The following is a 24447-nucleotide window of genomic DNA, read 5'->3' as shown; positions in this document are numbered from 1 at the left end:
AGTTTTGAATGCCTTTGACGCCACACGAAGCCCTGATCTACCTCATGGTCATCACTTCGGCTTCCGACCGCGACATGACCGATGTCGAGCTTGCACGCATCGGCGACGTCGTCCGTTCATGGCCGGTGTTTGTGGATTTCAACCAGGACAGGCTGGTGGCGGTTGCCCAGGCCTGCCAGAAGGCTTTGCACGACGAGGACGGGCTGGAAGGCGTGCTCGAACTCGTTGCAGGGGCGCTGCCGGAGCGGCTGCGCGACACCGCCTATGCCGCCGCTTTCGAGGTCGCCGCCGTTGATCTCGAAATGCGCATGGAGGAGGTGCGAGTGCTGCAGCTCATCCGCCTCAAGCTCGATCTCGACACGCTGACTGTCGCGGCCATCGCCCGCGCGGCCAAGGCGCGCCTGCGCACACTCACCTAGGCTTTGTTGATATTCAGGTGAGGCCGGCCTGCAAATGGCGGTTTCCTGCGCTTCCGGTGCTCACGTACTTTTAGTCCGCTCCGATTCTCGGAACCCACCACTTCGGCTCGTCCTGACCTGAATCTCAGCAAACCCTGGCCGTGCTGCAGTCCTCAGAAGAAGCTGACCGGAAAATAGCGCAGATAGAATTCGGCGAAGGTGCCCTTCACCGAAATCTCCTGCAGTGCATAGTCCATGGCCGCCGCCAGCGCCGGATCGCCGGCCCTCGTGGCGATCGCCATGCCCGAGCCCAGATATTCGGGCGCCAGGTACGGCCCGCCGGCGAAGCGGCAGCAGCCGGCCGCGTCGGTGCCGCCTAGCCAAAAGGCAAAGCGCATGCCGTCGCCGAAGGCGGCATCGATCTTGCCGGCCTTGAGGTCCCCGTAGAGCGTTTCCGGCGTGTCGAAGGGGACGACCTGGACGGTGCCGAAATAGTCGCGCAGCATCTTTTCATGCGCCGAGCCGGCAACGACGCCGACGCGCTTGCTGCGTAGCTTGTCGAGGATCGGTTCGGTAAAGGCCTTCGCCTTCGGCATGATGAAGCGCGCCGGAAACTGCAGGTACGATCGCGAGAAGGCGTATTTGGACCGCGTTTCAGCTGTCGCGGCGATGCCGGCGATGATCGCCTCGCCTTCGCCCTTCTGCAGCGCCTCGTCGAGCTCGCCCCAGGGCAGCGCCTGGATCTGGCACTTCTCGGCGATGCCGAGCTCGGCGCAGATCGCCCGTGCCAGGTCGACATGGAAACCGGACAGCCTGCCGCCGCCATCCAGGAAGTTGAACGGCGGGAAATCGGTGGTGGTGAGGAATCTGAGGCGCGGCAGCGCCGAGAGGTCCGGCTTCGGCAGCCGCTCCTTGGCGTCCCAGAGCACCGGCACCTGCGGCTCGGCGGCAAATGTCATGCCGGCAAAAGACTGCGCCGCCACCAGCATCGACAGGGCGATAACTATCCGCCGCAATGTCACAAGAAGACTCCGCCCAGTCATGTCTTTGGGCTTTTCGTACGAAAATCACGCCGGCACAATGGTTTTTGATTTCAACCTGTGAATTTAAGCGTATGGTTTAGGGAGTTTGCAAATAGCTCCGCGGTGCCGGCTGAAAGGGGGCAATCAGCCGGTCACGAAAGCGGCGCAGCTTTGCAATCCGGGGTTGATGGCGAAGCGCGGGTCAGGCATCTACCATCGATCTCTGATGCGGAAGGCAACATGGGGTAGATGTTGCGATGGGTCATTTTGATCGCACACTGGAATACATCGATCAGCTGCAGCACGCCAACACGGCGGCCGCGGTTTGTGAAAGGCTGCTTGGCGTCACGTCGAACTTCGGCCTGACGGCGTTGATGGCTGGAACGGTTCCGCATCCGGGCACGCCGCGCGGCCAGCAGAAAGACCACGTCCTGCTCTGCGACTGGCCGGGCGAGTGGCTGGAGCGCTATGTGGCGCGCAACTACGTCGATCACGATCCCGTCGTCAGTCACATGAAGCAGCTTCAGGCGCCGTTCCAGTGGCGGGAGGCTTCGGAAGGCATCCGCATCGACAAGAGCAGCGGCGAGGTGATGGGCGACGCCAGGGAATTCAAGCTGCGCGACGGCCTGGCTTTTCCGCTGATCACGCTCGACGGCCAGATCGTCATGGTGTCGCTGGGCGGCGAGGCCGTTGAATTGTCCGAGTCGGAGTTCGGAATCGTGTCGCTGGTGGCGACCTATGCGATCGGCCGCGCCATGCAAATTCACACCATGGCCGCCAAGACCATCGATCATATTGAATTGACTCCGCGCGAACGCGAATGCCTGCAATGGGCCGCCGTCGGCAAGTCCGAATGGGAAATATCTCAAATTCTAGGCATCTCGGAACACACTTCCGAGAAACACCTTCTTAACGCCAAAAGCAAACTCGGTGCCGTCAACAGGGTGCAAGCCGTCGCGGAAGCGATTAGGCGCGGCTATATTAGCTAGGTCGGCCGTGCCGGCCTAGAAATTCTTGCCTACGCGATCGCGTAATTTTTTCGGGAATGCCCGGCCGTATCTTCCTTTTTGGACACAGGAGACGGCTAATGCTTTTTTCCCTAACAACCCAGGAATTGATGGAGCGCCCCGACCTTTGGGAAGCCGTCCACCGGTTGCGCTACAAGATCTTCGTCGAGGAGATGGGCTGGACCGATCTCGAACGCCCCGACGGCCTCGAGATCGACCAGTTCGACCATGACGAGGCGGTGCACCAGCTCGTCATCCGCAACGGCGAGCTTGCCGGCTATCAGCGGATGTTGCCGACGACCCGGGCCCATCTCCTGACCGAGGTGCTGCAGGATCTCTATGAAGGCACGCCGCCCTCGGGGCCTCGCATCTGGGAGCTGACGCGCTATGCCGTGGCGCCGGGCTTCCGTGATGGCAAGCGCGGCGTGTCGACGGTCGGCACCGAGCTGATCGCCGGCTTCGTCGAATGGGGACTCAAGCGCAACGTCAACCAGGTCATCATCGAGTTTGAGCCGATGTGGGTCCTGCGCGCGCTGCAACTGCATTTCCTGGCGACCCCGCTTGGCTACCAGCGTACCTACGGCAATCAACAAGTCGTGGCCACGCTGCTCACCTTCACCGAACACACATTGGACGTGGTGCGCGCGCGCCGCAATCATTTCGCCCCTGTGCTGGCAAGGGGCTATCCCGACAGGCTCGGCCTGCGGCAGGCATCGTGATTGGAGTTTGTTATGAGTATCCACCCGCAACCAGAATTACGCGGCCACACGCTGGTCGTCACCGTTTCCTCGCATGATGGCCGGCCGGTCCTGGACAGGCGCGCCTATGCCAGCCTGGCCAGGACCTTCCACGAAGCCGCCGTCAACGATGACGTGCGCGTCGTCGTGCTGCGCGGCCTGGCAGGCTGCTTCTGCCTTGGCGGCGATTTCTCCGAGTTCCTCGACGCCACCAAGCATCGAGAGCTGATCGCTGCCGTCACCGACATGTTCCGCACGCTGGCCACCTTTCCGAAACCGGTGCTCGCCTGCGTCGACGGCGATGCCGTCGGTGTCGGCTGCACCATCCTGTTCCACTGCGACATGGTCATCGCCTCGAGCGCAAGCACGTTCCGGGTGCCGTTTGTCGATTTCGGCCTGGTGCCGGACGCGGCAACCAGCATCCTGGCGCCGCAGAAGCTCGGCTATGCCGGCGCCTTCCGCTTCTTCTGCCTGGGCGACACCCTTCATGCCGAGGATGCCAAGGCGCTCGGGCTGGTCGGCGAGATCGTCGCCGACGGCAGCGCCGAGGACGCGGCCCTTCTCAGGGCAAGGCAGCTTGCCAAGAAGCCGGTCGCAGCCCTCCTGCAGACGCGCGGCCTGCTCAAGGGCGACACCAACGCGCTCTGCGACCGCATCGACCAGGAGATATCGCTGTTCCAGCAGGCGCTGCAGGACGACACCACCCTGAAGCGGCTGCAGCGCATCGCCCGGCTGGCGGCCTAGAGCATGATGCCGAAAAGTGTGACGCGGTTTTCGGACGACATCATGCTCTATCTCTTTGATTTAGAGCCGGATTCAGATTTCAGGTCGATTCGACCTGAAATCATCCGGCTCTAGGACCGCCAGCCCCGTATCGTCGGCGAAATGGGACCTACTTCTCCAGGAATGATGGCCCTTCGCCGATGATCTTCTTGTCTTCCTTGCCGACGATTTCGAGGTCGCGCCCGTCATAGGGCAGCGACGACAGGATGCGCCTGATCACAGCCAGCCGCGCCCGTCGCTTGTCGTTGGCCCGCACGACGATCCAGGGCGCGAACTCCTTGTGCGTGCGTTCGACCATGAGGTCGCGCGCCTTCGTGTAGTCGTCCCATTTGTTGATGCCTGCGACGTCGATCGGCGAGAACTTCCAGTTCTTCAGCGGGCTCCAGCGGCGGTCGTGGAAACGTTCGAGCTGGGTTTCACGGCCGATGTTCAGCCAGAATTTGAAGAAGTGGATGCCTTCGTTGCAGATCATCCGCTCGAAATGCGGCGTCTCGCCGAGGAATTTCTCGTGCTGCTCGGGCGTGCAGAAGCCCATCACCGGCTCGACCCCGCCGCGGTTGTACCAAGAACGGTCGAAGGTCACGAATTCACCCGATGTCGGGAAATGGGCGACATAGCGCTGGTAATACCACTGTCCGAGCTCGGTCGGCGTCGGCTTTGTCAGCGCCACATTGCGCGCGGTGCGCGGGTTCATGTACTGGCGCAGCACGAAGATCGTGCCGCCCTTGCCGGCGGCGTCACGGCCCTCGAACAGCGCCATCACCCGCTTGCCGGTCGCCTGCAGCCAGGCCTGCGCCTTGACCAGCTCGATCTGCAGCTGCTCGAGCGTCGCGTCATATTCCTCGCTCTTCATCTTCTTGTCGTAGGGATAGCCGCCGGCGGTCAGCTTGTTGTCCTCGATCCAGTCGGGAAGCACCGGATTCTCGATGTCGAACTCCCGCTCCTTGCCGTCGACCGTGATTTTCAGCGGACCCGGTGCCGGGGCGGGACTTGCCTTGGCTTTTTTCATCGAGACGAACCTTTCCAGCTTGCGGACTCATGCTATTGGGAGCCTCAACGGCGCCGCGCCCCGGTTTGGATGCGCAAATGACGCTGTAGCACTCCAGGCCGGTCCAGCGGAAGTTTTCGCGACCGGCGACGGGGAAGAGGCATGGGGCGCGAGCGCGCGAATGGCTGAGCTGAACGCGGAGCAGAAGGGCACGGCGCAACCGGTGGCCGTCCGGCTGTGGGGGAGTCGCTGGCTGCTTGCCGCCGGCATCGTCGCGGTTTTCGCCGTCTATGGCCTTGCCGGCATTTCGGCCTATGTGCTCGTGGCGGCGATTGCCCTGCTGGTGGCGGCGGCGCTGTTGCCGTCGGGCGCCCCGCGCCGGTCAACTGAGGACGCAGCGGCAATGGAAGCAGGCGGCTTGCAGCGGCTTTCTGGCGAATACCTTGCGGCCGCTGTCGCCGATCCGCTGATCATCTTCGACCGCACCGCCACCATCGTCCACGCCAACGCCGCCGCTTTCGCCGCCTTTGGCGGCCTTGCGCCGGGCATGTCGCTGTCGCTGAAATTCCGCGCCCCCGAAATGCAGGCCTTGCTGGACAGCGTCCTGTCGGGGACCGTCGCATCCGACATGGTCGACTACACCGAGAAGCTGCCGGTCGAACGGGCCTATCGTGTCAGCGCATCCTCTGTCGGCCATGCCACCGACCTCTATGTGCTGGTGTTCAAGGACCAGAGCGAGGCGCGCCGGATCGACAGGATGCGCGCCGATTTCATCGCCAATGCCAGCCATGAGTTGCGCACGCCGCTTGCCTCGATCTCGGGCTTCATCGAGACGCTGCGCGGGCCGGCCCGCGGCGATCCGGCGGCGCGCGACCAGTTCCTGCAGATCATGCAGAACCAGACCGGCCGCATGGCCCGCCTGATCGACGATCTCCTGTCGCTGTCGCGGCTGGAGATGAAGCCCTACCTGAAGCCGGGAACCGAGGTCGATCTTCGCCAGACCATCGACAGCGTCATCGACTCGCTGGCGCCTCTTGCGCGTGAGAACAGCGTCGTCATCGAGCGCGACTTCGTCGACGGGCCGCTAGACGTGCCGGGCGACCGTGACGAGCTTTTCCAGGTCTTCGAGAACCTCCTGGAAAACGCCTGCAAGTACGGCCAGTCGGGCGGGCGTGTCACGGTGTCGATCGCCCGCGACGGGACCGGCCCCGAGCCGGGCATCGACGTCACCATCAGGGACTACGGCCCGGGCATCCCCGAAGAACACATTCCGCGCATCACCGAGCGCTTCTACCGCGTCGACGTCGAAAGCAGCCGCACCCAGAAGGGCACCGGCCTTGGCCTGTCGATCGTCAAGCACATACTGACGCGCCACAATGCCAGGCTGTCGATCAAGTCGGAAGTCGGCAAAGGCGCGGCGTTCTCGGTCCATTTGCCAGCGCGCTGAGTCAGTACTATTTGCTAACTGGCTGTTTCTTCTTTCTGTCATCCGGCTGGCGTATCAGCGGGAGATTGAGGAAGCGACTCGGTCAAAAAGACCCCGGGAAGGCATTCGTTCATGCAGTCCGTGCATATCATCAGTGCCTATGACGAAGAGCTGAAATACCTGTCGAAGCGCATCGCTGCGATGGGCGGCCATGCCGAGCGCATGGTCGAGCAGGCGATCACCGCCTTGGTCAATGCCGATCCCGGCCTCGCCCAGAAGGTCATCCGGGACGATCAGGCCCTCGACGAAGGGCAGCGCGAGATCGACGACAAGGCGATCGTCATCATCGCCAGACGCCAGCCAATGGCGACGGACCTGCGCGAGATCGTCGGCGCGATCCGCATCTCCGCCGACATCGAGCGCGTCGGCGACCTCGGCAAGAACGTCGCCAAGCGGGTGGCGGCCGTCATCGACGGACGCCAGCCGACCAGCCTGTACCGGGGCCTCGAGGCCCTGGCCGACCTGGCGCTGACGCAGCTGAAGGAAGTGCTCGACGTCTACGCCTCGCGCTCGGTGGAAAAGATCGGCTTCGTGCGCGATCGCGACGACCAGATCGACGCCATGTATACCTCGCTGTTTCGCGAGCTTTTGACCTACATGATGGAAGATCCGCGCAACATCACGCCCTGCACGCATCTTTTGTTCTGCGCCAAGAACATCGAGCGCATCGGTGACCACGCCACCAACATCGCCGAGACCATCTACTACATCGTCACCGGCGACCAGATGCCGGCCGAGCGGCCGAAGGGTGACAAGACGGACAAGATCGCTGTTCCCGGCACGCTGCCGGTGAAGTGAACGATGGCCTCTCGAACGCCGTGCTAATTTAGGCTAAGCTCCCGCGAACGTTCCTGAATCCTGATCAGTGGCCGTGCCTCAGGAGTTTGTTATGGAAAACGTTCGGAACCTCACTCCGGCCCCGCCGCCGACGTCCGGCATCATCGCGTCAAGCGTCTATACGGCCGGCCGCCGCATCGCCGACATTCCGATCGAGGAGGCCGGTGACTGGGCCAAGAAGCCTGACCATGTCGTCTGGATCGGACTTCTGGAGCCGGACCGCAATCTTTTGCTGCGCGTACAGGCGCAATTCCATCTGCACGATCTGGCGATCGAGGATGCCGAGCATCCGCACCAGCGGCCGAAGATCGAGCAATATGGCGATGCCCTGTTCATCGTCGCGCGCACCGCCCAGCTGATCGACGGCCGCGTCACCTTCGGCGAGACGCATTTGTTCGTCGGCGCCGGCTACATCGTCAGCGTCAGGCATGGACCGTCGACATCCTATGCCGCGGTCCGTCAGCATTGGGAAACCTGCCCGCATTCGCTCGCCAAGGGCGAGGACTTCGTCCTCTATGCCATTCTCGACTTCATCGTCGACAACTACATGCCGGTTCTGGAGCAGATCGAGGACGAGGTCGAGGCGATCGAGGACAAGGTCCTGCTCAGGCCGATGACCGGCTCCGACATCGAGCGGCTCTATATGCTGCGCCGCGATCTCCTGCGGCTGCGCAACGCGGCTCTGCCGCTGGTCGAGGTCTGCCGCCGGCTGACCAGCGCCGACCTGCCGCAGATCAATGCTTCGATGCACCCGCTGTTCCGCGACGTGACCGACCATATCCGCACGGTCCAGGAAAAGATCGACAGCCTGCGCGAGGTGCTGGCTTTCGCGTTCGAAGCCAGTCTTCTGGTCGGCCAGAGTCAGGAAACCGCGATCTCGAAAAAACTCGCCTCCTGGGCCGCCATCCTGGCGGTGCCGACGGCCTTCGCCGGCATCTACGGCATGAATTTCAACGACATGCCGGAACTGCACATGGAGTATGGCTACCCGACCGTGCTGGTTGCGATCGCGCTGATCTGCTCGTTCCTGTACTGGCGGTTCAGGAAGAATGGATGGCTGTGAAGGGAGAGCGAACAGCGAATAGAAAGTAGCGAATAGAGAACACCAAAAATGGCTTGCTCCCTGTCACAAGAAGCCAAGCCGTTCCTATTCGCTATTCGCTATTCGCTATTCGCTATTGCTCAGCGGCTTCTGCGCCGCTCCGCCGCCGGCTGGAACGCGACGCGAGAGTGGTATTTGCAGTACGGGCCGGTCTCGGCGGCGTCGTTGCCGCAGAAGTTGAAGTCTTCCGACAGCGGGTCGCCATTCGGCCATTTGCAGGTGCGCTCGGTCAGCTCGACCAGCTGCAGATGCCGCGAGATCGGTACGACGACGTTTTCCACCGGGCGGATATAGTGGCGCGCCACAGGCTCGGCGTCGAACTGAGCCTGGAGCGCGGTCGCGCCGATCGAGGTGGTGACATGGCGCGTGGCGGTCGCGGCGCGCGATACCGATTTCTGGATGGACGATCCCTGCACGGTTTTCTTCTGGCGAGCCGGGCTGGCCGTCGCGCGGCCGCGGCCCGACAGCTTCAGGCGATGCACCTTGCCGATGACCGCGTTGCGGCTGACGCCTCCCAGCTGTGCCGCAATCTGGCTGGCGCTCAGCCCTTCCGACCACAGTTTCCTGAGAAGTTCTACCCGCTCGTCAGTCCAGTTCATGAGACCGCGCTCCTGCTGAGGCGTGCGGCGATCGGAATCCCTTCCCGTCCCGGCTCCCGCCGGGCAGACAACACCACATATATCGGGTGATTAGGTCCGCCGCACGAAATCTAGTTATTTCTCAACTACAAATACCTCATGCGCTGACTCGGTGACAAGAGTCCCCGGGGCAACACGAATCGGTTTTTCCGGTTTTCCCCAACTTGCCGGCCGCTTATGAACCGGCGTCTCGTCAGGGGCATGCCGCGCGCCTATGCGCGACGTTTTCGTTGACTTCATGGCCGAAAAACACGATAAGCCGCAAAGGCCGCCGCTTTGGCGGCTTTTTTGATTTTCCGGTTCCGGAGACGCATATAATGAGCGGTTCGGCGCTTTACGAGACCTTTGCTCGCGCACCCCTGGCCTTCGACCACGGGGAGGGGACCTGGCTGGTCACCGACAAGGGCGAGCGATATCTCGATTTCGCCGGCGGCATCGCCGTCAATTCACTTGGCCACAGCCATCCGCATCTGGTTGCAGCGCTCACCGAGCAGGCGGCGAAGCTCTGGCATGTCTCCAACCTCTACGAGATTCCGGAGCAGCGCCGGCTCGGCGAACGGCTCGTCGAGGCGACCTTTGCCGACAAGGTGTTCTTCACCAATTCGGGCGCCGAGGCGCTGGAATGTGCCATCAAGACGGCGCGGCGCTACCATTTCGTCAAGGGACATCCCGAGCGTTTCCGCATCGTCACCTTCGAAGGCGCCTTCCACGGCCGCACGCTGGCGACGATCGCCGCCGGCGGCCAGTATAAATATCTGGAAGGCTTCGGCCCAAAGGTCGAAGGCTTCGACCAGGTCGGTTTCGACGACATCGACGCGGCTGAGAAGGCGATCACGCCGGAGACGGCCGCCATCTTGATCGAGCCGGTCCAGGGCGAGGGCGGCATCCGCCCGGTGCCGACGCAGTCGCTGAAGCGGTTGCGGCAGCTTTGCGACCAGCATGGCCTGCTTCTGATCTTCGACGAGGTCCAGTGCGGCATTGGCCGCACCGGCAAGCTGTTTGCGCATGAATGGTCCGCCGTCACCCCGGATCTGATGGCGATTGCCAAGGGCATCGGCGCCGGCTTCCCGCTGGGTGCGTGCCTCGCCACCGACGAGGCTGCGGTCGGCATGACCGCCGGCGTGCACGGCACCACCTTCGGCGGCAATCCGCTGGCGATGGCGGTTGGCAACGCCGTGCTCGACGTGGTGCTGGAGGAAGGTTTCCTCGAGGATGTCCAGCGCAAGGCACTGCTCCTGAAGCAGGGACTGGCCGGCGTGGCCGACGAGTTTCCCGAGGTCCTTGAAGGTATCAGGGGAACCGGCCTGATGCTCGGCCTCAAATGCGTGATGCCCAACACCAAGGTCAACATGGCGCTGCGCGACCAGCATCTGCTCGCGGTCCTGGCCGGCGACAACGTCATTCGCCTGCTGCCGCCGCTCACCGTCACCGACGCCGAGATCGGCGAGGCGCTCGACCGCATCCGCGCCGGCGCCCGGGGCCTGGCGGACGCCATCGCCGCGGCCGCCGCGAAGTAATTCCGGAACCATTGCCGATGTCCGTTCGCCATTTCACCGACCTCTCCGCCGTTTCCGAAGGCGATCTGCGCTTCATGCTTGACGACGCGGTGGTGCGAAAGGCCAGGCTCAAGGCCGGCGAGCGCACCAAGCCGCTCGAGGGCAAGGTGCTGGCGATGATCTTCGACAAGCCCTCGACCCGCACGCGCGTGTCCTTCGACGTCGGCATGCGCCAGCTTGGCGGCGAGACCATCATGCTGACCGGCACCGAGATGCAGCTCGGCCGTTCCGAGACCATCGCCGACACGGCCAAGGTGCTGTCGCGCTATGTCGACGCTATCATGATCCGCACCACCTCGCATGAGCGGCTGCTGGAGCTGACCGAGAACGCCACCGTTCCGGTTATCAACGGGCTGACCGACGACACCCATCCCTGCCAGCTGATGGCCGACATCATGACCTTCGAGGAGCATCGCGGTCCGGTGGCCGGCAAGACCTTCGCCTGGACCGGCGACGGCAACAATGTGCTGCATTCGCTGCTCGAGGCCTCGGCGCGGTTTCGTTTCAACCTCAACGTCGCTGTGCCGGAAGGCAGCGAGCCGGATGAGAAGCACATCGACTGGTCGAAGGCCAATGGCGGCAAGCTGAATTTCACCCGCTCGGCCGAGGAAGCTGTCCACCAGGCAGACTGCATCGTCACCGACTGCTGGGTGTCGATGGGCCAGGAGCATCGCGCGCGCGGCCACAACGTTTTCCTGCCTTACCAGGTCAATGCGGCGCTGATGGCGAAGGCGAAGCCGGACGCGCTGTTCATGCACTGCCTGCCGGCGCATCGCGGCGAGGAGGTGACCGACGAGGTCATCGACGGACCGCATTCGGTGGTGTTCGACGAGGCCGAGAACCGGCTGCACGCCCAGAAGGCGGTTTTGGCCTGGTGTCTGGGAGCTTGATCTCCGGAGGTGTGATGCCTATCTGCGGCGCATCACGCAAATCGAGCGCGTTTGGACGCATGCCCCCAGATGGGCGGTATGGCCGCGCCCCGGAGCTTTGTCATGTTGGAAACCCGTCAAGTGACTAAACATCACCCGCAACTCGGCGAATTCGGCTATGCCGGCGACGACCATGTCGTGCCGTTCGAGGTCGCCCCGCTCGACGTGCGTGGCCGCACCGTGCAGCTCGGGCCGATGCTCGACGCCATTCTTGCCCGCCACGATTATCCGGAACCGGTCGCCCGCCTGCTGGCGGAAGCCTGCGTGCTGACGGTGCTGCTCGGCACTTCGCTCAAGTTCGAAGGCAAGTTCATCCTGCAGACCCGAACCGACGGGCCGGTCGATATGCTGGTGGCGGATTTCTCCACCCCGCATGCGCTGCGCGGCTATGCGCGCTTCGATGCCGATCGGCTGCAGGTGCTGACCGCCGCCGGCGAGGTCTCGCAGCAGACGCTGCTCGGCAACGGCGTGCTGGCGCTGACCATCGACCAAGGCGTCCACACGCAGCGCTATCAGGGCATCGTCCAGCTCGACGGCTCCTCGCTGGAAGAGGCCGCGCGCACCTATTTCCGCCAGTCGGAGCAGATCCCCACCGACATCAGGCTGTCGGTGGCCAAGCTGGTGACGCCCGGTCCCCGAGGCGCCCGTGAGCAGTGGCGCGCCGGCGGTCTTCTGGCGCAATTCCTGCCGAAGGCGCCGGAACGCATGCGCGTGCCGGACATTTCCGGCGGCGATGGCGATCCGCGCGAGGCGGTGCATGATCCGGCCGACAACTCCTGGCAGGAGTTGCTGGCGCTGCTCGGCACCATCGAGCCGACCGAGCTGATCGATCCGACGGTCGGCGCCGAGCGGCTGCTCTACCGGCTGTTTCACGAGCACGGCGTACGCGTGTTCGGCGGCGTGCCGGTTGCCGACCAGTGCTCGTGCTCGCGCGAGAAGATCCGCGGCATCCTCGCGGGCTTCTCCGCCGAGGAGATCAAGGACAGCACCGAGGATGGCGGCATCCACGTCGCCTGCGAGTTCTGCTCGACGCAGTACGACTTCGATCCGACGGAGTTCGCCGCGCAGTAGGCTCGCCTTCTGACAAGCCGCACCGCAATCTATCCTCTCTCCCACCGGGGGAGAGGATACATAGCCTGCATTGTCGGGCGTCCTTTTTGACTGCGCTTGGCCGCCGCACCGATTTCAGCTTCTAATAAATTCTTCGAGGTGCCTGCGGACCTCTGACGCTCGTTCGACTGGAGCCATATGGGTTTCTCCCGCGAGCAGTGTGAGCTTCGCTCCGCTGATTGCACTCGCGGTGGCTTCCATCATCCCGCCGAAAAACTGGTCCCTTTCACCGCCGAGGATCAAGGTCCTCGCCGAGATATCGCGGAGGCCTTCGTAGGCCACATCGTTGTCGAGCATTGCCTCGAGATAGCGCCCAATCGTCCTTGGCGCTCCCATCCGGGCAATCAGGCTGCGTCCTTCGAACCTCAGTCGAAAACGCAAAAGAAGGTTCAGCCACGGCCGCCGAAACGCCGTTGTGAATTCCTCCAAAAGCGCGTGAAATTGTTCGGCTTTTGCGAATTGGATCTGTCTCTTGAGCCGCTCTTTTCCATCGGCCGAAAAGCCATGCGCACTCGCCAGCGAGGACCAGCCTGCCTACCAGGTCTGGATAGCGTGCGGTCACCTGCGTTGCGACAACGCCGCCATAGGAAATACCCATCAACTTCGCTGGCTTCTTGAAGTCAGCGTCGATGATCTCCGCGATGTCTCTGGCCATGCCCTCGAGCGATAGATCGGCTTTGGGAGCGGGATCGTAGCCAATCAGCACAAAGCTCGTGCCGGGTGGAAGGATATGGATGAGCTGTCTGGCGTCCTTTTCCAGTCTGGATGGACAGGGTTTCATCATGAACCCCTGACCGCCGTTGATGATGAGAAGCCTTTCCGGTCCTTGTCCAACGCTGGCGAACGGCAGCCGGCCCAGAAACAGCCCTGTTTCAATTTTGTGCATCAAGTCGCTGCCTGGCGCATGGCAGCCTCCCTTGATCAATGGGAAGCAAAGTTGCTTTGACGCTCGCACGCCGGTGTGCCGGCGCCAAGGGGGTAGGCGGCCACTAGTTCACCGTCCGTCGCGTGCCCGGCAGGTCGAGCGAGAAAGCAGGTATAGCGACGTCGAACGTCTCGCCCTGCTTGTTGCGCATCGTGTAGTGGCCGACCATGATGCCCGACGGCGTCGAAAGCGGGCAGCCGGAGGTGTACTGGTAACTGTCGCCGGGATTGAGCTCGGGCTGGTCGCCAACGACGCCGGCGCCGCGCACCTCCTCGACACGGCCGCTGCCGTCGGTGATATGCCAATAGCGCGACAGCAACTGCACGAACTCGTCCGACTGGTTGTCGATGGTCACGTGATAGCCCCAGACATAGCGATTCTCCGACGGATCGGAGCGATCCTCCAGATAGAACGGCCTGACCTGCACTTCGATCTTGCGCGTGACGGCGCGATACATGAGCTGCTCCAAACAGTTCGGGAACTTTCGGCTCGCTCCGCGATCAGGTCAACGATGCGTGATGCCCATCCCTTCCGTCCTTATGCGCACGTGCCGGCAAACAATGTCATTTAAGTGACACACGACAATGATGGTGTGCGCAGACCGTGCCGGGCGACTCATCGCTCTGTCGACCTGTTCAAGACGGCCATTCCCAGCCGGCTTTTCCGGAGTGACCAGACCTCGATGGAACTGATCGCCATAGCCGCCGCCCTGCTTTCGATAGCCTTGCTCCTCGCCAATCTCACCAGCATCCTGCTCGCGGCTTTGAGGCTGAAACCCCCGCGCGGCGCGGCGCCGCCCGCCGGCAGGACGGCGCCGGTCTCGATCGTCATTCCCGCGCGCGGCGTCGAGCCGTTCACCGAGGAGACGCTCCAGCGCGCTTTCACGCTCGACTGGCCGCGTTACGAACTGATCTTCTGCGTCGCCCATGCCGACGATCCGGTGGCCAAGCTGATAAACCGGGCGATTGCCCGGTTTCCCAAGGTGCCGGCTGCTGGTCGGCGACGACCGCGTCAGCGCCAATCCGAAGCTCAACAATTGCGTCAAGGGCTGGGAGGCGGCGCGCCATCACTGGGTGATCCTCGCCGATTCCAACGTGCTGATGCGGCACGACTATATTCAGCATCTGATGGCAGCCTGGCGGTCGGACAGTGGCCTCGTCTGCTCGACGCCGATCGGCTCGCGGCCGGACGGCTTCTGGGCGGAGGTCGAATGCGCCTTCCTCAACACGCTGCAGGCGCGCTGGCAATATGCCGGCGAGGCGCTTGGCCTCGGCTTTGCCCAGGGCAAGAGCATGCTGTGGAACAAGCCCATGCTCGACGCCAATGGCGGCATCCGCGCGCTTGCCGCCGAGATCGCCGAGGACGCCGCGGCGACCAAGCTGGTCAACGGGCTCGGCCTTCGCGTCCATCTCGTTGCCTCGCCCTTCGAACAGCCGCTGGGCGAGCGCCGGCTCGGCGAGATCTGGTCGCGCCAGGCGCGCTGGGCGCGGCTGCGCCGCGTCACCTTCCCGCTGTTCTTCGCGCCGGAGATCATGACCGGCGCGGCGCTGCCGCTGCTGCTGGCGCTGTTTGCGGCGGCTCACGCGGGCATCAGCCTGCCGGCCACGGCGCTTTGCGTGCTGGCGCTCGCCTATCTGCCGGAATGCGCGCTCGCCTCGGCCAAGGGCTGGTACCTGTCGCCGCGCATCGTCGCCGCCATGATCGCGCGCGACGCGATGCTGCCGGCGATATGGGCGCGCGGTTGGCTGGGCGGCGCCGTCGACTGGCGCGGCAACGCCATGACCATCGGCACCAAGGTGGCCGAACTGGAAGAGACGCCCTCGAGTGCCTGACCGGGGCCTTCGCCCAGGTCCCCTATTTCGCCGCCTTCAGTGCCTGCTCGACATCGGCGAGCAGGTCGTCCGTGTCCTCCAGGCCGACCGAGAGCCGGAGCGTGCCCGGGCCGATGCCGAGCTCGGCGCGCGCTTCGTCGCTGAGGTTCTTGTGCGTGGTCGTCGCCGGGTGGGTGATCAGGCTCTTGGCGTCGCCGAGATTATTGGAGATCAGCACGATGTCGAGGGCGTTCTGGAAGGCGAAGGCCGCCTGCTTGCCGCCCTTGACGTCGAGGCAGATCAGCGTCGAGCCGCCCGACATCTGCTTCCTGACGATCTCGGCCTGCGGGTGGTCGGCCCGGCCCGGATAGATGACGCGGGCGATCTCCGGCCGTTCGGCGAGGAAGTCGGCGATCTTGCCGGCGCTTTCGGTCTGCTGGCGCACCCGCAGCGGCAGCGTCTCCAGGCCCTTCAGCAGCGTCCAGGCGTTGAACGGCGACAGGCTGGGGCCGGTATGGCGGAAATAGTCGTGCAGGTTCTCGTCGATCCACTTCTTGTCCGACAGGATGACGCCACCGAGGCAGCGCCCCTGGCCGTCGATGTGCTTGGTCGCCGAATAGACCACAATATGGGCACCGAGCTGCAAGGGCTTCTGCTGCAGGGGCGTGGCGAAGACATTGTCGACGATCAGTCTGGCGCCGATCGAATTGGCGAGTGCCGCGACGGCGGCGATATCGACCACTTCCAGCGTCGGGTTGGTCGGGCTTTCCAGGAAGAACAGCTTGGTGTTGGGCTTCACCGCCTTTTCCCAGTTGGCGATGTCGGTGCCGTCGACCAGCGTCGCCTCGATGCCGTATTTCGGCGCCAGCGTCTCGACCACCCAGCGGCAGGAGCCGAACAGCGCGCGCGCCGCCACGATATGGTCGCCGGCCCTGGCGCTGCACAGTAGTGCCGCCGTCACCGCGGCCATGCCGGAGGAGGTCGCGCGCGCGTCCTCCGCACCTTCCAGCGCGCACATGCGTTTTTCGAACATGTCGACCGTCGGGTTGGCGTAGCGCGAATAGATGAAGCCTGGTTCCTCGCCCTTGAAGCGGGCCTCCGCCGCCTGCGCCGTCTCATAGACATAGCCTTGGGTGAGGTACATCGCCTCGGCTGTCTCGCCGAAGCCGGAACGCAGCGTTCCGCCATGCACGAGTGCCGTCTGAGGCTTCCAGTCACGCTTCTTGGTCATCGCTCTACTTCCAGATACAAAAAAACCGGCCGCGAAAAGTCGCAACCGGTCCATACGGCCTTGCGGCCCGACGGTCCTTTAGCGACTTGTTTAACGTGGCTGCAAGCCGACCGGCCAAATCACCACGGGATAACGACCCTTTAGACCCGCACCGCGCTTGCGTCAATTGCCGGCTTCATTAAGAGGTTTGTACCAGCGGCCTTGGAGCGGAGCCAGCTTTGCGGCAGACAGGCATTCTTCCCGATCAGGACATTTCCGCGCTGTTCCAGTCCGGCGCGCTGAAGTCGCCGCGCGCCCTCGATGCCGACCAGGTCCAGCCGGCCAGCCTCGACCTCAGGCTGGGCGACAAGGCTTTCCGCGTGCGCGCCTCCTTCCTGCCCGGCCCCGATCATCTGGTGGCCGACAAGCTCGACCGGCTGAAGCTGCACGAGATCAATCTCGCTGACGGCGCTGTGCTGGAGACGGGCTGCGTCTACATCGTGCCGCTGCTGGAGAGCCTGGCATTGCCGGCGAATGTCTCTGCCTCGGCCAATCCGAAAAGCTCGACCGGGCGGCTCGACATCTTCACCCGGGTGATGACCGACCGCGGTCACGAGTTCGACAAGATCGCTGCCGGCTATGCCGGGCCGCTCTACCTCGAGGTCAGCCCGCGCACCTTCCCGATCGTGGTGCGTGCCGGATCCCGGCTGTCGCAAATCCGTTTCCGCACCGGCAATGCGCTGCTGTCGGAGAGCGAGTTGCGCGAGCTCCACCATGGCGAGATGCTGGTCGCCACCGAGCCGCCCAACATTTCCGGCGGTGGCATCGCGCTCTCGATCGATCTCGACGGCGACAAGGACGGGCTGGTCGGCTATCGCGGCAAGCACCATACCGGCCTCGTCGATGTCGACAAGCGGGCCGCGCAGGACGTCGTCGATTTCTGGGAGCCGCTCTACAAGAGCGGCGCCGGAGAATTGGTGCTCGATCCAGACGAATTCTACATCCTGGTCAGCCGCGAGGCGGTGCATGTGCCGCCGCTCTACGCCGCCGAGATGACGCCCTTCGATCCGCTGGTCGGCGAATTCCGCGTCCACTATGCCGGCTTCTTCGATCCGGGCTTCGGCCATTCGGCGGCCGGCGGCACCGGCAGCCGGGCGGTGCTCGAAGTGCGCAGCCACGAGGTGCCGTTCATCCTCGACCACGGCCAGATCGTCGGCCGTCTGGTTTACGAACACATGCTGAAGCGGCCACAGGCGCTTTACGGCACCGATCTCGGCTCGAACTACCAGGCGCAGGGCCTGAAGCTCTCCAAGCATTTCCGCGCCGCGCGCTGATCCATCGTCATCGTTAGACTCCGCTTGCCCGGCCCCACGCGGCATGCTTGGCTGTGCCCAGCCCGTCAAGGTGACGGAAATGAAGGGGAAGAAGACAATGCGGATTTCGAGATGGATCCTGTCGGCGGCCGCTGCCGCCATGCTGGCGCTCGGCGCCGGCGCCCTGTCGGCGCAGGCCGCGGAAAAGATCAAGATCGGCACCGAGGGCGCCTATCCGCCGTTCAACACCATCACGCCGGACGGCAAGGTCGAGGGCTTCGACATCGACATCGCCAACGCGCTGTGCGCGCAGATGAAGGTCGAATGCGAGATCGTCACCCAGGACTGGGACGGCATCATTCCGGCCCTCCAGGCCAAGAAATTCGACGCCATTATCGCTTCGATGAGCATCACCGAGGAGCGCAAGAAGCAGGTCGCCTTCACCCACAAATACTATACGACGCCGCTTGCGCTGGTCGCGCCGAAGGACAGCGAACTCACCTCGACCGAACCGGCCGCGCTCGCCGGCAAGACGGTGGGCGCCCAGGCCTCGACCACTCAGGCCGACTTCGCCCAGGACGTTTATGGTAAGGCCGGCGCCGAGGCCAAGCTCTATCCGACCCAGGAGGAGGCGATTACCGATCTCCAGAACGGCCGGCTCGACGCCGTCATTTCGGACAAGTTCGTGCTGGTGGACTGGCTGAAGAAGGCGAGCGACGGCTGCTGCAAGCTGGTCGGTGACGTCAAGGGCACCGAGACCGAAGCCGGCATCGCCGTGCGCCTGGACGACACTGCACTTCGCGACAAGCTCAACGCGGCAATAGACGCCATCGTCGCCGACGGCACCTACAAGAAGATCCAGGCGAAGTATTTCGACTTCGATATCTATTGAGGTTGTGCGCCCTCCGCCTTCTCCCCTTGTGGGAGAAGGTGGATCGGTGCGCAGCGCCGAGACGGATGAGGGGTAGGTGACGGATCACCCGTCTTTGCCAAGCTGGAGCACCCCTCATCCGACCTCGCTTCGCGAGGCCACCTTCTCCCACAAGGGGAGAAGGAGAATGCGCTCAAAGCGCCTTGACCGCCACCTTCACCGGCTTCTCGATCTCGAGCGGGTTGCGCAGCGGCAGGCCGAAATCCTTCGCCTCGATCTCGAAAGTGTCGCCCGCCTCGGTCTTGACGCCGTCGGCGAAGGAGAGCGTCGCCGTGCCGAACATGTGGACATGCACGTCGCCCGGCTGGCGGAAGGCCGAGTATTTGAAGTGGTGATGCTCGAGATTGGCGATGGTATGCGACATGTTCGCCTCGCCCGACAGGAACGGCTTTTCCCAAAGCAGCTTGCCGTCGCGCCAGATGCGCGAGGAGCCCCTGATGTCGGCCGGCAGGTCGCCGATCAGGATCTCTGGCCCGAACGAGGCGTTGCGCAGCTTGGAGTGGGCGAGGAACAGGTAGTTCACCCGCTCCGTCACATGGTCTGAGAACTCGTTCGACAGGGTGAAGCCGACACGGAACGGCGCGCCGTCGTCGCCGATGACGTAGATGCCGGCTATCTCCGGCTCCTCGCCGGCGTCCTGCGCGAAAGCGGGCGACATTAGCGCCGCGCCCGGCGCCACTGCCATCGTGCCGTTGCCCTTGTAGAACCACTCCGGCTGCACGCCGACCTGGCCCTTTGGAGGCTTGCCCCCTTCCAGCCCCATGCGGAACATCTTCATGGAATCGGTGAGTTGCTCCTCACCGTCGGCGCTGAGCTTCCTGTGCATGGAATCGCGCGTCGCGGCGGAGCCCAAATGCGTCAGGCCGGTGCCTGTGAGATGCAGGTGCGCCGGATCCGGATGGTTGATCGGCGAGACCAGCCGTCCTTTCTTGTAAACGGCATCGAGATCGATGGTTTCGCCGAAACCCTTGCGCTCGATCAGCGCCACGAGGCCGGTGCCGGTGCGCGCCGCCTCCATCGCCAGCGAATAGACGCTGCGGGCGCCGTTGATGATCCGCGTCTTGCCGCCGTTGCGGGCGACGACGCGGATCGTCTCGGCGTCGTCGAGGATCTGGGAGATCAGCATGATGAACCCTCTCTCTTTTGCCTTGGCCCGGCCGCCGATGGGCAAACCCTGACCGTCGCGGCCCGGAACAGTTCCGTGCCACGGTTGAAACTCTTCGTCCGGATTGCGCTCGCGAGCCTGGTCCCTCCGGGGACTTCTTGGCGCCGGCGGGTTGCCGGCAGCTTCGCGATCTGGACCCGTATGCCTCCTGCTTTCCTCGGCTGGTGCGGTTCAGCTTCGAGCAGCCGACCGCTTCCAATATATTGTCTCTGCGCAATTCCGGACGGAAAACCGCTATGCAGCTTTCCTGGAATTGCTGCCGTCAGGCCTTGTTCTTGTTGTAGACGTCGAAGATCACCGCGCCGAGCAGCACCAGGCCCTTGACCACCTGCTGCCAGTCGACGTTGACGCCCATGATCGACATGCCGTTGTTCATCACACCCATGATGAAGCCGCCGACCACCGCACCGATGACCTGCCCGACGCCGCCCATCGCCGAGGCGCCGCCGATGAACACGGCCGCGATGACGTCGAGCTCGCTGCCGAGGCCGGCCGCGGGCACCGCCTGGCCGAGGCGCGCCGCGATGATCAGGCCGCCGAGCGCCGACAGCACGCCCATGTTGATGAACACCATCAGCGTCAGCCGTTCGGTGTTGATGCCCGACAGTTGCGCCGCCTTGGCGTTGCCGCCCATGGCATAGATGCGGCGGCCGATGGTCATGCGCTTGGTGACGAAGACGAACAGCGAGATCAGCACGCCCATCACCAGCAGCACAACCGGCAGGCCCCTGTAGCTCGCGAACTGGAAGACCAGGAACAGCGCCAACGCGCTGCCGACCAGCGTCTTGATGACGAACAGCGGGAAAGGCTCGGCCTCATAGCCATGACGCTCACGCTTGCGGCGGGCCCGCAGCCCGAAATAGGCATAGGCCAGCACCGCGATCAGTCCGAGCACGATCGTCGTCATGTGCAGCGTAAGCCCGCTGCCGAGGATGGTCTTGCCGGCGGCATTCACCGTCGGCGGGATCAGCGTCAGCGGCCCGATCACGTCCGGAATGAAGCCCGAGCTTAGCGCCTTGAAACTGTCTGGAAGCGGGCCGACCGAGGAGCCGCCGCCCAGCAGGGCCTGGCAGATGCCTCGAAAGATCAGCATGCCCGCCAGCGTCACGATGAAGCTCGGTATCCGGTGATAGGCGATCCAGTAGCCTTGCGCCGCGCCAATGAGGGCGCCCACGATCAGGCACACGATCGAGACCACCAGCGGATTGCTTATTATCCCGAGCGGCCAGATGACCATCATCATCGCCGCCAGCGCCCCGATGAAGCCCGCCACTGAACCGACACTGAGGTCGATATGGCCGGATACGATCACCAGCAGCATGCCCAGCGCCATCACGATAATGAACGAGTTCTGCTGCACCAGGTTGCTGAGATTGACCGGTTTGAACAGCGTTCCTGATGTCGTGTACTGGAAGAACAGCATGATGACGATCAGCGCGATGATCAGGCCGTATTCGCGCAGGTTCGTCGTCAGCGCCGAGACGGCGACGCGCGGACCCTGCTTGACGTCTTCGGCTGCGCCGCTTTGCGGCGCGGGAGCGCTTTCTGTGCTCATGATGCTTTTTTCCTTCTCCGCGAACGATGGCGCGCATGATTTTTTCCTGGCTGGCGTCGCTTGCCGCCATTTCGCCGACCATGCGCCCTTCGTTCATGACATAGATGCGGTCGGTGATGCCGAGCAGCTCCGGCATTTCCGACGAGATGACGATGATCGCTTTGCCCTCGGCGGCGAGACGGGCGATGATCGTATAGATTTCGTACTTGGCGCCGACATCGATGCCGCGCGTCGGCTCGTCGAGGATCAGCAGTTCCGGGTCGGCGAACAGCCATTTCGACAGCACCACCTTCTGCTGGTTGCCGCCAGAAAGATTGCCGGTCAGCTGATAAACGCTGGACGCGCGGATGTTCGTCTTCTTGCGATAGTCGTTGGCCACGCTCATTTCGCGCATGTCGTCGATGACGCCGCGGCTCGAAACTCCGCCCAAATTGGCCAAAGTCACATTGTGCTTGATATGGTCGATGAGGTTGAGGCCGTAGGTCTTGCGGTCCTCGGTGACATAGGCGATGCGGTTCTCCACCGCCTTGCTCACCGACGAAAGGTCGATCGGCTTGCCTTCGAGCAAAACCTCGCCGGTGATGTGCCGGCCATAGGAACGGCCGAACAGGCTCATCGCGAATTCGGTCCGGCCGGCGCCCATCAGCCCGGCGATGCCAACCACCTCGCCCTTGCGCACATTGAGGTTGACGTTCTTGATCACCTGCCGGTCGGCGTGGATCGGATGGTAGACCGACCAGTCCTTGACCTCGAAGACGACCTCGCCGATCTGCGGCTCGCGCGGCGGATAGCGGTCGTCGAGCGAGCGGCCGACCATCGAGGTGATGATGCGGTCTTCGCTGATGTCTTCCCTGGGCAAGGTCTCGATGGTGCGTCCGTCGCGGATCACCGTGACCTTGTCGGCGACCCGGTTCACCTCGTTCAGCTTGTGCGAGATCAGGATCGAGGTCATGCCCTGCCGCTTGAACTCGAGCAGAAGGTCGAGCAGCGCCTGGCTGTCCTTTTCGCTGAGCGAAGCCGTCGGTTCGTCGAGGATCAGCAGCTTCACTTCCTTGCTCAGCGCCTTGGCGATCTCGACCAGCTGCTGCTTGCCGACGCCGATATTGGTGATCAGCGTCTTGGGGTCTTCCTTGAGCCCGACTTTCTTCAGCAATGCGGCGGTGCGCTTCTCGTTGGCGTTCCAGTCGATGACGCCACAGGTCGCGTGCTCGTTGCCGAGGAAGATGTTTTCCGCGATCGACAGCATCGGCACCAGGGCGAGCTCCTGGTGGATGATGACGATGCCGATATGCTCGCTGTCATGGATTCCCTTGAAGTGGCATTCCTGGCCGCGAAAGACGATCTGTCCCTCATAGGTGCCGGACGGATAGACCCCTGACAGCACCTTCATCAGCGTCGATTTGCCGGCGCCGTTCTCGCCGACGACGGCGTGAATCTCGCCTTCCTCGACGCTGAGGTTGACGTTCGACAGCGCCTTCACGCCGGGGAACGTCTTGGTGATGTCGCGCATCTCCAAAATCGTCGAGGTCATTAGGAATTCCGCTCCCTGGCGCATGCCTTCCGGTTTCGGAAAGCGTCATGCGCGAAATCAACATACTGCAGTCTGGTCCGCGCCGCGACGGTGCATGGCGCTGCAGAAGCCGGCAAAAAACAATACCGGGGTCGCTTCTGAACGAAAAGGGGCCCTGCGTCGCGCAGGACCCCTCCCTTTGAAGCCGGATTACTTCAGCTCGTCGGCCTTGATGTAGCCGGAGTCGACTACCTGCGCCTGGTAGTTCGACTTGTCGACCTCATGCGGCGTCAACAGGATCGAGGGGACGACCTTGACGTCGTTGTTGTAGGTCTTTTCGTCGAGGCCGTCGGGCTTGCCGCCGGAGAGCACCTTGTCGACCAGCTGCACGGTGGCCTTGGCCAGTTCGCGGGTGTCCTTGAACACCGTCGAGTACTGCTCGCCCGAGATGATCAGCTTCACCGAGGCGGTCTCGGCGTCCTGACCGGTCACGATCGGCCAGGGCTGTGCGTCGGTACCGTAACCGACGGCGCGCAGCGAGGCGGTGATGCCGCGCGACAGGCCGTCATAGGGCGACAGAACGCCATCGACGCGGCTGCCGTCCGAGTAGTTGGCCGAGAGCAGGTTGTCCATGCGCGCCTGGGCGGTGGCGGCGAGCCAGCGCAGCGTGCCGACCTTGTCCATGCCGGTCTGGCCGGACTTGATCTTGATCGAGCCGTCGTCGATCAGCGGCTGCAGGACGGAGATCGCGCCATTGTAGAAGAAGAAGGCGTTGTTGTCGTCCGGCGAGCCGCCGAACAGTTCGACGTTCCACGGCTTGGTGTTCGGGAAGCGCTCCTTGAGGCCCTTGACCAGGGAGTTCGCCTGGATCACGCCGACGCCGAAATTGTCGAAGGTGGTGTAGTAGTCGACGTTCGGGGTCTTCTTGATCAGGCGGTCATAGGCGACGACGACGACGCCCGCGTCGTTGGCCTTCTGCAGCGCGTCGGCCATCGTGGTGCCGTCGATCGAGGCGATGATCAGCGCCTTCGGGCCCTTGGTGATTTCGTTTTCCAGCTGGCTGAGCTGGTTCGGGATGTCGTCCTGCGCGTACTGCAGGTCGACGGTGTAGCCGAGAGCCTCGAGCTGCGACTTGACGGCGTCGCCGTCATTGATCCAGCGCTGCGAGGTCTTTGTCGGCATCAGCACGCCGACAAGGCCTTCGCCTGCATGCGCCGGCAGCGTCATGGCCGCGATGCCAAGGGCCGCCACGGCGGCCAGTGTCTTGATGATTTTCACAGTAACTCTCCCTGGTTGATGGACGCGACACCTCGGGGCTTCGCGGGCCGCGCAGGCGAGCAGAAGCGCGAGATGCGCCGCTGTCGTCTATCGATCTCCGGTATCCTCCCAATCGGCCCCGCGGCGCTGATTTCAGTCGACACGATCTCCCTCGTC

At 63.6% G+C, this 24447-nt stretch carries 22 protein-coding genes, 2 pseudogenes and 1 riboswitch; of the genes and pseudogenes, 13 read left to right on the top strand and 11 right to left on the bottom strand.

The annotated features are described in order from the left end of the window. Positions 1–8: 8 nt before the first annotated feature. Positions 9–419 (top strand): tellurite resistance TerB family protein, encoded by a 411-nt coding sequence (locus EJ073_RS16095; protein WP_126056603.1) that lies wholly within the window; start codon positions 9–11, stop codon positions 417–419. 152 nt (positions 420–571) lie between these two features. Here the strand turns inward: EJ073_RS16095 and EJ073_RS16090 are convergent, their stop codons facing one another. Next, positions 572–1387, bottom strand: a complete 816-nt coding sequence (locus EJ073_RS16090; RefSeq protein ID WP_126059248.1) for a transporter substrate-binding domain-containing protein — start codon at positions 1385–1387, stop codon at positions 572–574. 185 nt (positions 1388–1572) lie between these two features. Next, on the bottom strand, positions 1573–1848 hold the full coding sequence (locus EJ073_RS32180) for a hypothetical protein (RefSeq protein ID WP_245455796.1): 276 nt from the start codon (positions 1846–1848) through the stop codon (positions 1573–1575). On the opposite strand from EJ073_RS32180, the gene EJ073_RS16085 reads away from it, so the two are divergent. The 3 genes from EJ073_RS16085 (at position 1795) to EJ073_RS16075 (ending at position 3908) form a co-directional block, all read left to right on the top strand. Then, positions 1795–2409 (top strand): LuxR family transcriptional regulator, encoded by a 615-nt coding sequence (locus EJ073_RS16085; RefSeq protein ID WP_245455735.1) that lies wholly within the window; start codon positions 1795–1797, stop codon positions 2407–2409. The two genes, EJ073_RS32180 and EJ073_RS16085, sit on opposite strands and share 54 nt — an antisense overlap. Before the next feature lie 98 nt (positions 2410–2507). Then, on the top strand, positions 2508–3146 hold the full coding sequence (locus EJ073_RS16080) for an acyl-homoserine-lactone synthase (protein ID WP_126056601.1): 639 nt from the start codon (positions 2508–2510) through the stop codon (positions 3144–3146). A gap of 12 nt (positions 3147–3158) precedes the next feature. Beyond that, positions 3159–3908, top strand: coding sequence for an enoyl-CoA hydratase-related protein (locus EJ073_RS16075; protein WP_126056600.1), 750 nt, complete (start codon positions 3159–3161; stop codon positions 3906–3908). 148 nt (positions 3909–4056) lie between these two features. Here EJ073_RS16075 and ppk2 read toward each other — a convergent pair whose 3' ends face one another. Beyond that, positions 4057–4956 (bottom strand): polyphosphate kinase 2, encoded by a 900-nt coding sequence (ppk2, locus tag EJ073_RS16070; protein ID WP_126056599.1) that lies wholly within the window; start codon positions 4954–4956, stop codon positions 4057–4059. A gap of 160 nt (positions 4957–5116) precedes the next feature. Between ppk2 and EJ073_RS16065 the strand changes: the two genes are divergently transcribed. The 3 genes from EJ073_RS16065 (at position 5117) to EJ073_RS16055 (ending at position 8321) form a co-directional block, all read left to right on the top strand. Continuing rightward, positions 5117–6382 (top strand): ATP-binding protein, encoded by a 1266-nt coding sequence (locus tag EJ073_RS16065; RefSeq protein WP_126056598.1) that lies wholly within the window; start codon positions 5117–5119, stop codon positions 6380–6382. A 111-nt stretch (positions 6383–6493) separates the two neighbouring features. Beyond that, the gene (gene phoU / locus EJ073_RS16060; RefSeq protein ID WP_126056597.1) at positions 6494–7219 is read left to right on the top strand and encodes a phosphate signaling complex protein PhoU; all 726 of its coding nucleotides are present in this window, start codon (positions 6494–6496) and stop codon (positions 7217–7219) included. Positions 7220–7310: 91 nt separating this feature from the next. Beyond that, positions 7311–8321, top strand: coding sequence for a magnesium and cobalt transport protein CorA (locus EJ073_RS16055; protein WP_126056596.1), 1011 nt, complete (start codon positions 7311–7313; stop codon positions 8319–8321). 119 nt (positions 8322–8440) lie between these two features. On the opposite strand, the gene EJ073_RS16050 is transcribed toward EJ073_RS16055, so the two are convergent. Then, positions 8441–8959: a GcrA family cell cycle regulator gene (locus tag EJ073_RS16050; protein ID WP_126056595.1), complete on the bottom strand. Its 519-nt coding sequence runs from the start codon at positions 8957–8959 to the stop codon at positions 8441–8443. Between the two features lie 356 nt (positions 8960–9315). On the opposite strand from EJ073_RS16050, the gene EJ073_RS16045 reads away from it, so the two are divergent. From EJ073_RS16045 to EJ073_RS16035, 3 genes are all read left to right on the top strand, one after another. Then, the gene (locus EJ073_RS16045; RefSeq protein WP_126056594.1) at positions 9316–10515 is read left to right on the top strand and encodes an aspartate aminotransferase family protein; all 1200 of its coding nucleotides are present in this window, start codon (positions 9316–9318) and stop codon (positions 10513–10515) included. A 17-nt stretch (positions 10516–10532) separates the two neighbouring features. Further along, positions 10533–11444 carry an ornithine carbamoyltransferase gene (gene argF, locus EJ073_RS16040; protein WP_126056593.1) on the top strand — a complete coding sequence of 304 codons (912 nt, stop codon included), beginning with the start codon at positions 10533–10535 and terminating at the stop codon, positions 11442–11444. Between the two features lie 78 nt (positions 11445–11522). After that, positions 11523–12554: an Hsp33 family molecular chaperone gene (locus EJ073_RS16035; protein WP_126056592.1), complete on the top strand. Its 1032-nt coding sequence runs from the start codon at positions 11523–11525 to the stop codon at positions 12552–12554. Positions 12555–12819: 265 nt separating this feature from the next. Here the strand turns inward: EJ073_RS16035 and EJ073_RS16030 are convergent, their stop codons facing one another. Both EJ073_RS16030 and apaG read right to left on the bottom strand, forming a co-directional pair. After that, positions 12820–13479, bottom strand: coding sequence for an alpha/beta hydrolase (locus EJ073_RS16030; protein WP_126056591.1), 660 nt, complete (start codon positions 13477–13479; stop codon positions 12820–12822). Between the two features lie 103 nt (positions 13480–13582). Next, positions 13583–13975 (bottom strand): Co2+/Mg2+ efflux protein ApaG, encoded by a 393-nt coding sequence (gene apaG / locus EJ073_RS16025; protein WP_126056590.1) that lies wholly within the window; start codon positions 13973–13975, stop codon positions 13583–13585. Positions 13976–14200: 225 nt separating this feature from the next. On the opposite strand from apaG, the pseudogene EJ073_RS16020 reads away from it, so the two are divergent. Continuing rightward, positions 14201–15350: pseudogene (locus EJ073_RS16020) on the top strand (ceramide glucosyltransferase). A gap of 22 nt (positions 15351–15372) precedes the next feature. Here the strand turns inward: EJ073_RS16020 and EJ073_RS16015 are convergent. After that, on the bottom strand, positions 15373–16560 hold the full coding sequence (locus EJ073_RS16015; RefSeq protein WP_126056589.1) for an O-succinylhomoserine sulfhydrylase: 1188 nt from the start codon (positions 16558–16560) through the stop codon (positions 15373–15375). Between the two features lie 58 nt (positions 16561–16618). Next, a riboswitch (SAM riboswitch) is annotated at positions 16619–16696 on the bottom strand. 82 nt (positions 16697–16778) lie between these two features. Here EJ073_RS16015 and EJ073_RS16010 point away from each other — a divergent pair. Both EJ073_RS16010 and EJ073_RS16005 read left to right on the top strand, forming a co-directional pair. Then, the gene (locus EJ073_RS16010) at positions 16779–17873 is read left to right on the top strand and encodes a 2'-deoxycytidine 5'-triphosphate deaminase (RefSeq protein ID WP_126056588.1); all 1095 of its coding nucleotides are present in this window, start codon (positions 16779–16781) and stop codon (positions 17871–17873) included. Positions 17874–17970: 97 nt separating this feature from the next. Beyond that, complete coding sequence (locus tag EJ073_RS16005; protein ID WP_126056587.1) at positions 17971–18744, top strand: ABC transporter substrate-binding protein; 774 nt, start codon at positions 17971–17973, stop codon at positions 18742–18744. A gap of 172 nt (positions 18745–18916) precedes the next feature. On the opposite strand, the gene araD1 is transcribed toward EJ073_RS16005, so the two are convergent. From araD1 to chvE, 4 genes and pseudogenes are all read right to left on the bottom strand, one after another. Further along, complete coding sequence (araD1, locus tag EJ073_RS16000; protein ID WP_126056586.1) at positions 18917–19909, bottom strand: AraD1 family protein; 993 nt, start codon at positions 19907–19909, stop codon at positions 18917–18919. Positions 19910–20210: 301 nt separating this feature from the next. Then, positions 20211–21503, bottom strand: coding sequence for a multiple monosaccharide ABC transporter permease (gene mmsB / locus EJ073_RS15995; RefSeq protein ID WP_126056585.1), 1293 nt, complete (start codon positions 21501–21503; stop codon positions 20211–20213). A gap of 7 nt (positions 21504–21510) precedes the next feature. Further along, positions 21511–23034 (bottom strand): annotated as a pseudogene (gene mmsA, locus EJ073_RS15990) (multiple monosaccharide ABC transporter ATP-binding protein); the annotation flags it as partial. Between the two features lie 189 nt (positions 23035–23223). Then, entirely contained in the window at positions 23224–24291 is a 1068-nt protein-coding gene (gene chvE / locus EJ073_RS15985) for a multiple monosaccharide ABC transporter substrate-binding protein (protein WP_126056584.1), read from the bottom strand. Positions 24292–24447: the final 156 nt, after the last annotated feature.

This window comes from Mesorhizobium sp. M4B.F.Ca.ET.058.02.1.1, assembly GCF_003952505.1.
Taxonomy (GTDB): domain Bacteria; phylum Pseudomonadota; class Alphaproteobacteria; order Rhizobiales; family Rhizobiaceae; genus Mesorhizobium.
Note: the sequence above shows the minus strand (reverse complement) of the source record. Positions and strands in the feature narration are given on the sequence as shown.

Excerpts from the sequence above, each read along its gene's own strand:
- EJ073_RS16055 (WP_126056596.1), top strand. The coding sequence starts at position 7,311 with ATGGAAAACGTTCGGAACCTCACTCCGGCCCCGCCGCCGACGTCCGGC.
- EJ073_RS16065 (WP_126056598.1), top strand. The coding sequence starts at position 5,117 with ATGGCTGAGCTGAACGCGGAGCAGAAGGGCACGGCGCAACCGGTGGCC.
- EJ073_RS16035 (WP_126056592.1), top strand. The coding sequence starts at position 11,523 with ATGGCCGCGCCCCGGAGCTTTGTCATGTTGGAAACCCGTCAAGTGACT.
- phoU (WP_126056597.1), top strand. The coding sequence starts at position 6,494 with ATGCAGTCCGTGCATATCATCAGTGCCTATGACGAAGAGCTGAAATAC.
- EJ073_RS16005 (WP_126056587.1), top strand. The coding sequence starts at position 17,971 with ATGCGGATTTCGAGATGGATCCTGTCGGCGGCCGCTGCCGCCATGCTG.
- EJ073_RS16075 (WP_126056600.1), top strand. The coding sequence starts at position 3,159 with ATGAGTATCCACCCGCAACCAGAATTACGCGGCCACACGCTGGTCGTC.
- EJ073_RS16085 (WP_245455735.1), top strand. The coding sequence starts at position 1,795 with ATGGCTGGAACGGTTCCGCATCCGGGCACGCCGCGCGGCCAGCAGAAA.
- EJ073_RS16080 (WP_126056601.1), top strand. The coding sequence starts at position 2,508 with ATGCTTTTTTCCCTAACAACCCAGGAATTGATGGAGCGCCCCGACCTT.
- EJ073_RS16090 (WP_126059248.1), bottom strand. The coding sequence starts at position 1,387 with ATGCTGGTGGCGGCGCAGTCTTTTGCCGGCATGACATTTGCCGCCGAG.
- EJ073_RS16015 (WP_126056589.1), bottom strand. The coding sequence starts at position 16,560 with ATGACCAAGAAGCGTGACTGGAAGCCTCAGACGGCACTCGTGCATGGC.
- argF (WP_126056593.1), top strand. The coding sequence starts at position 10,533 with ATGTCCGTTCGCCATTTCACCGACCTCTCCGCCGTTTCCGAAGGCGAT.
- ppk2 (WP_126056599.1), bottom strand. The coding sequence starts at position 4,956 with ATGAAAAAAGCCAAGGCAAGTCCCGCCCCGGCACCGGGTCCGCTGAAA.
- mmsB (WP_126056585.1), bottom strand. The coding sequence starts at position 21,503 with ATGAGCACAGAAAGCGCTCCCGCGCCGCAAAGCGGCGCAGCCGAAGAC.
- EJ073_RS16050 (WP_126056595.1), bottom strand. The coding sequence starts at position 8,959 with ATGAACTGGACTGACGAGCGGGTAGAACTTCTCAGGAAACTGTGGTCG.
- EJ073_RS16045 (WP_126056594.1), top strand. The coding sequence starts at position 9,316 with ATGAGCGGTTCGGCGCTTTACGAGACCTTTGCTCGCGCACCCCTGGCC.
- EJ073_RS16095 (WP_126056603.1), top strand. The coding sequence starts at position 9 with ATGCCTTTGACGCCACACGAAGCCCTGATCTACCTCATGGTCATCACT.
- apaG (WP_126056590.1), bottom strand. The coding sequence starts at position 13,975 with ATGTATCGCGCCGTCACGCGCAAGATCGAAGTGCAGGTCAGGCCGTTC.
- EJ073_RS16030 (WP_126056591.1), bottom strand. The coding sequence starts at position 13,479 with ATGCACAAAATTGAAACAGGGCTGTTTCTGGGCCGGCTGCCGTTCGCC.
- araD1 (WP_126056586.1), bottom strand. The coding sequence starts at position 19,909 with ATGCTGATCTCCCAGATCCTCGACGACGCCGAGACGATCCGCGTCGTC.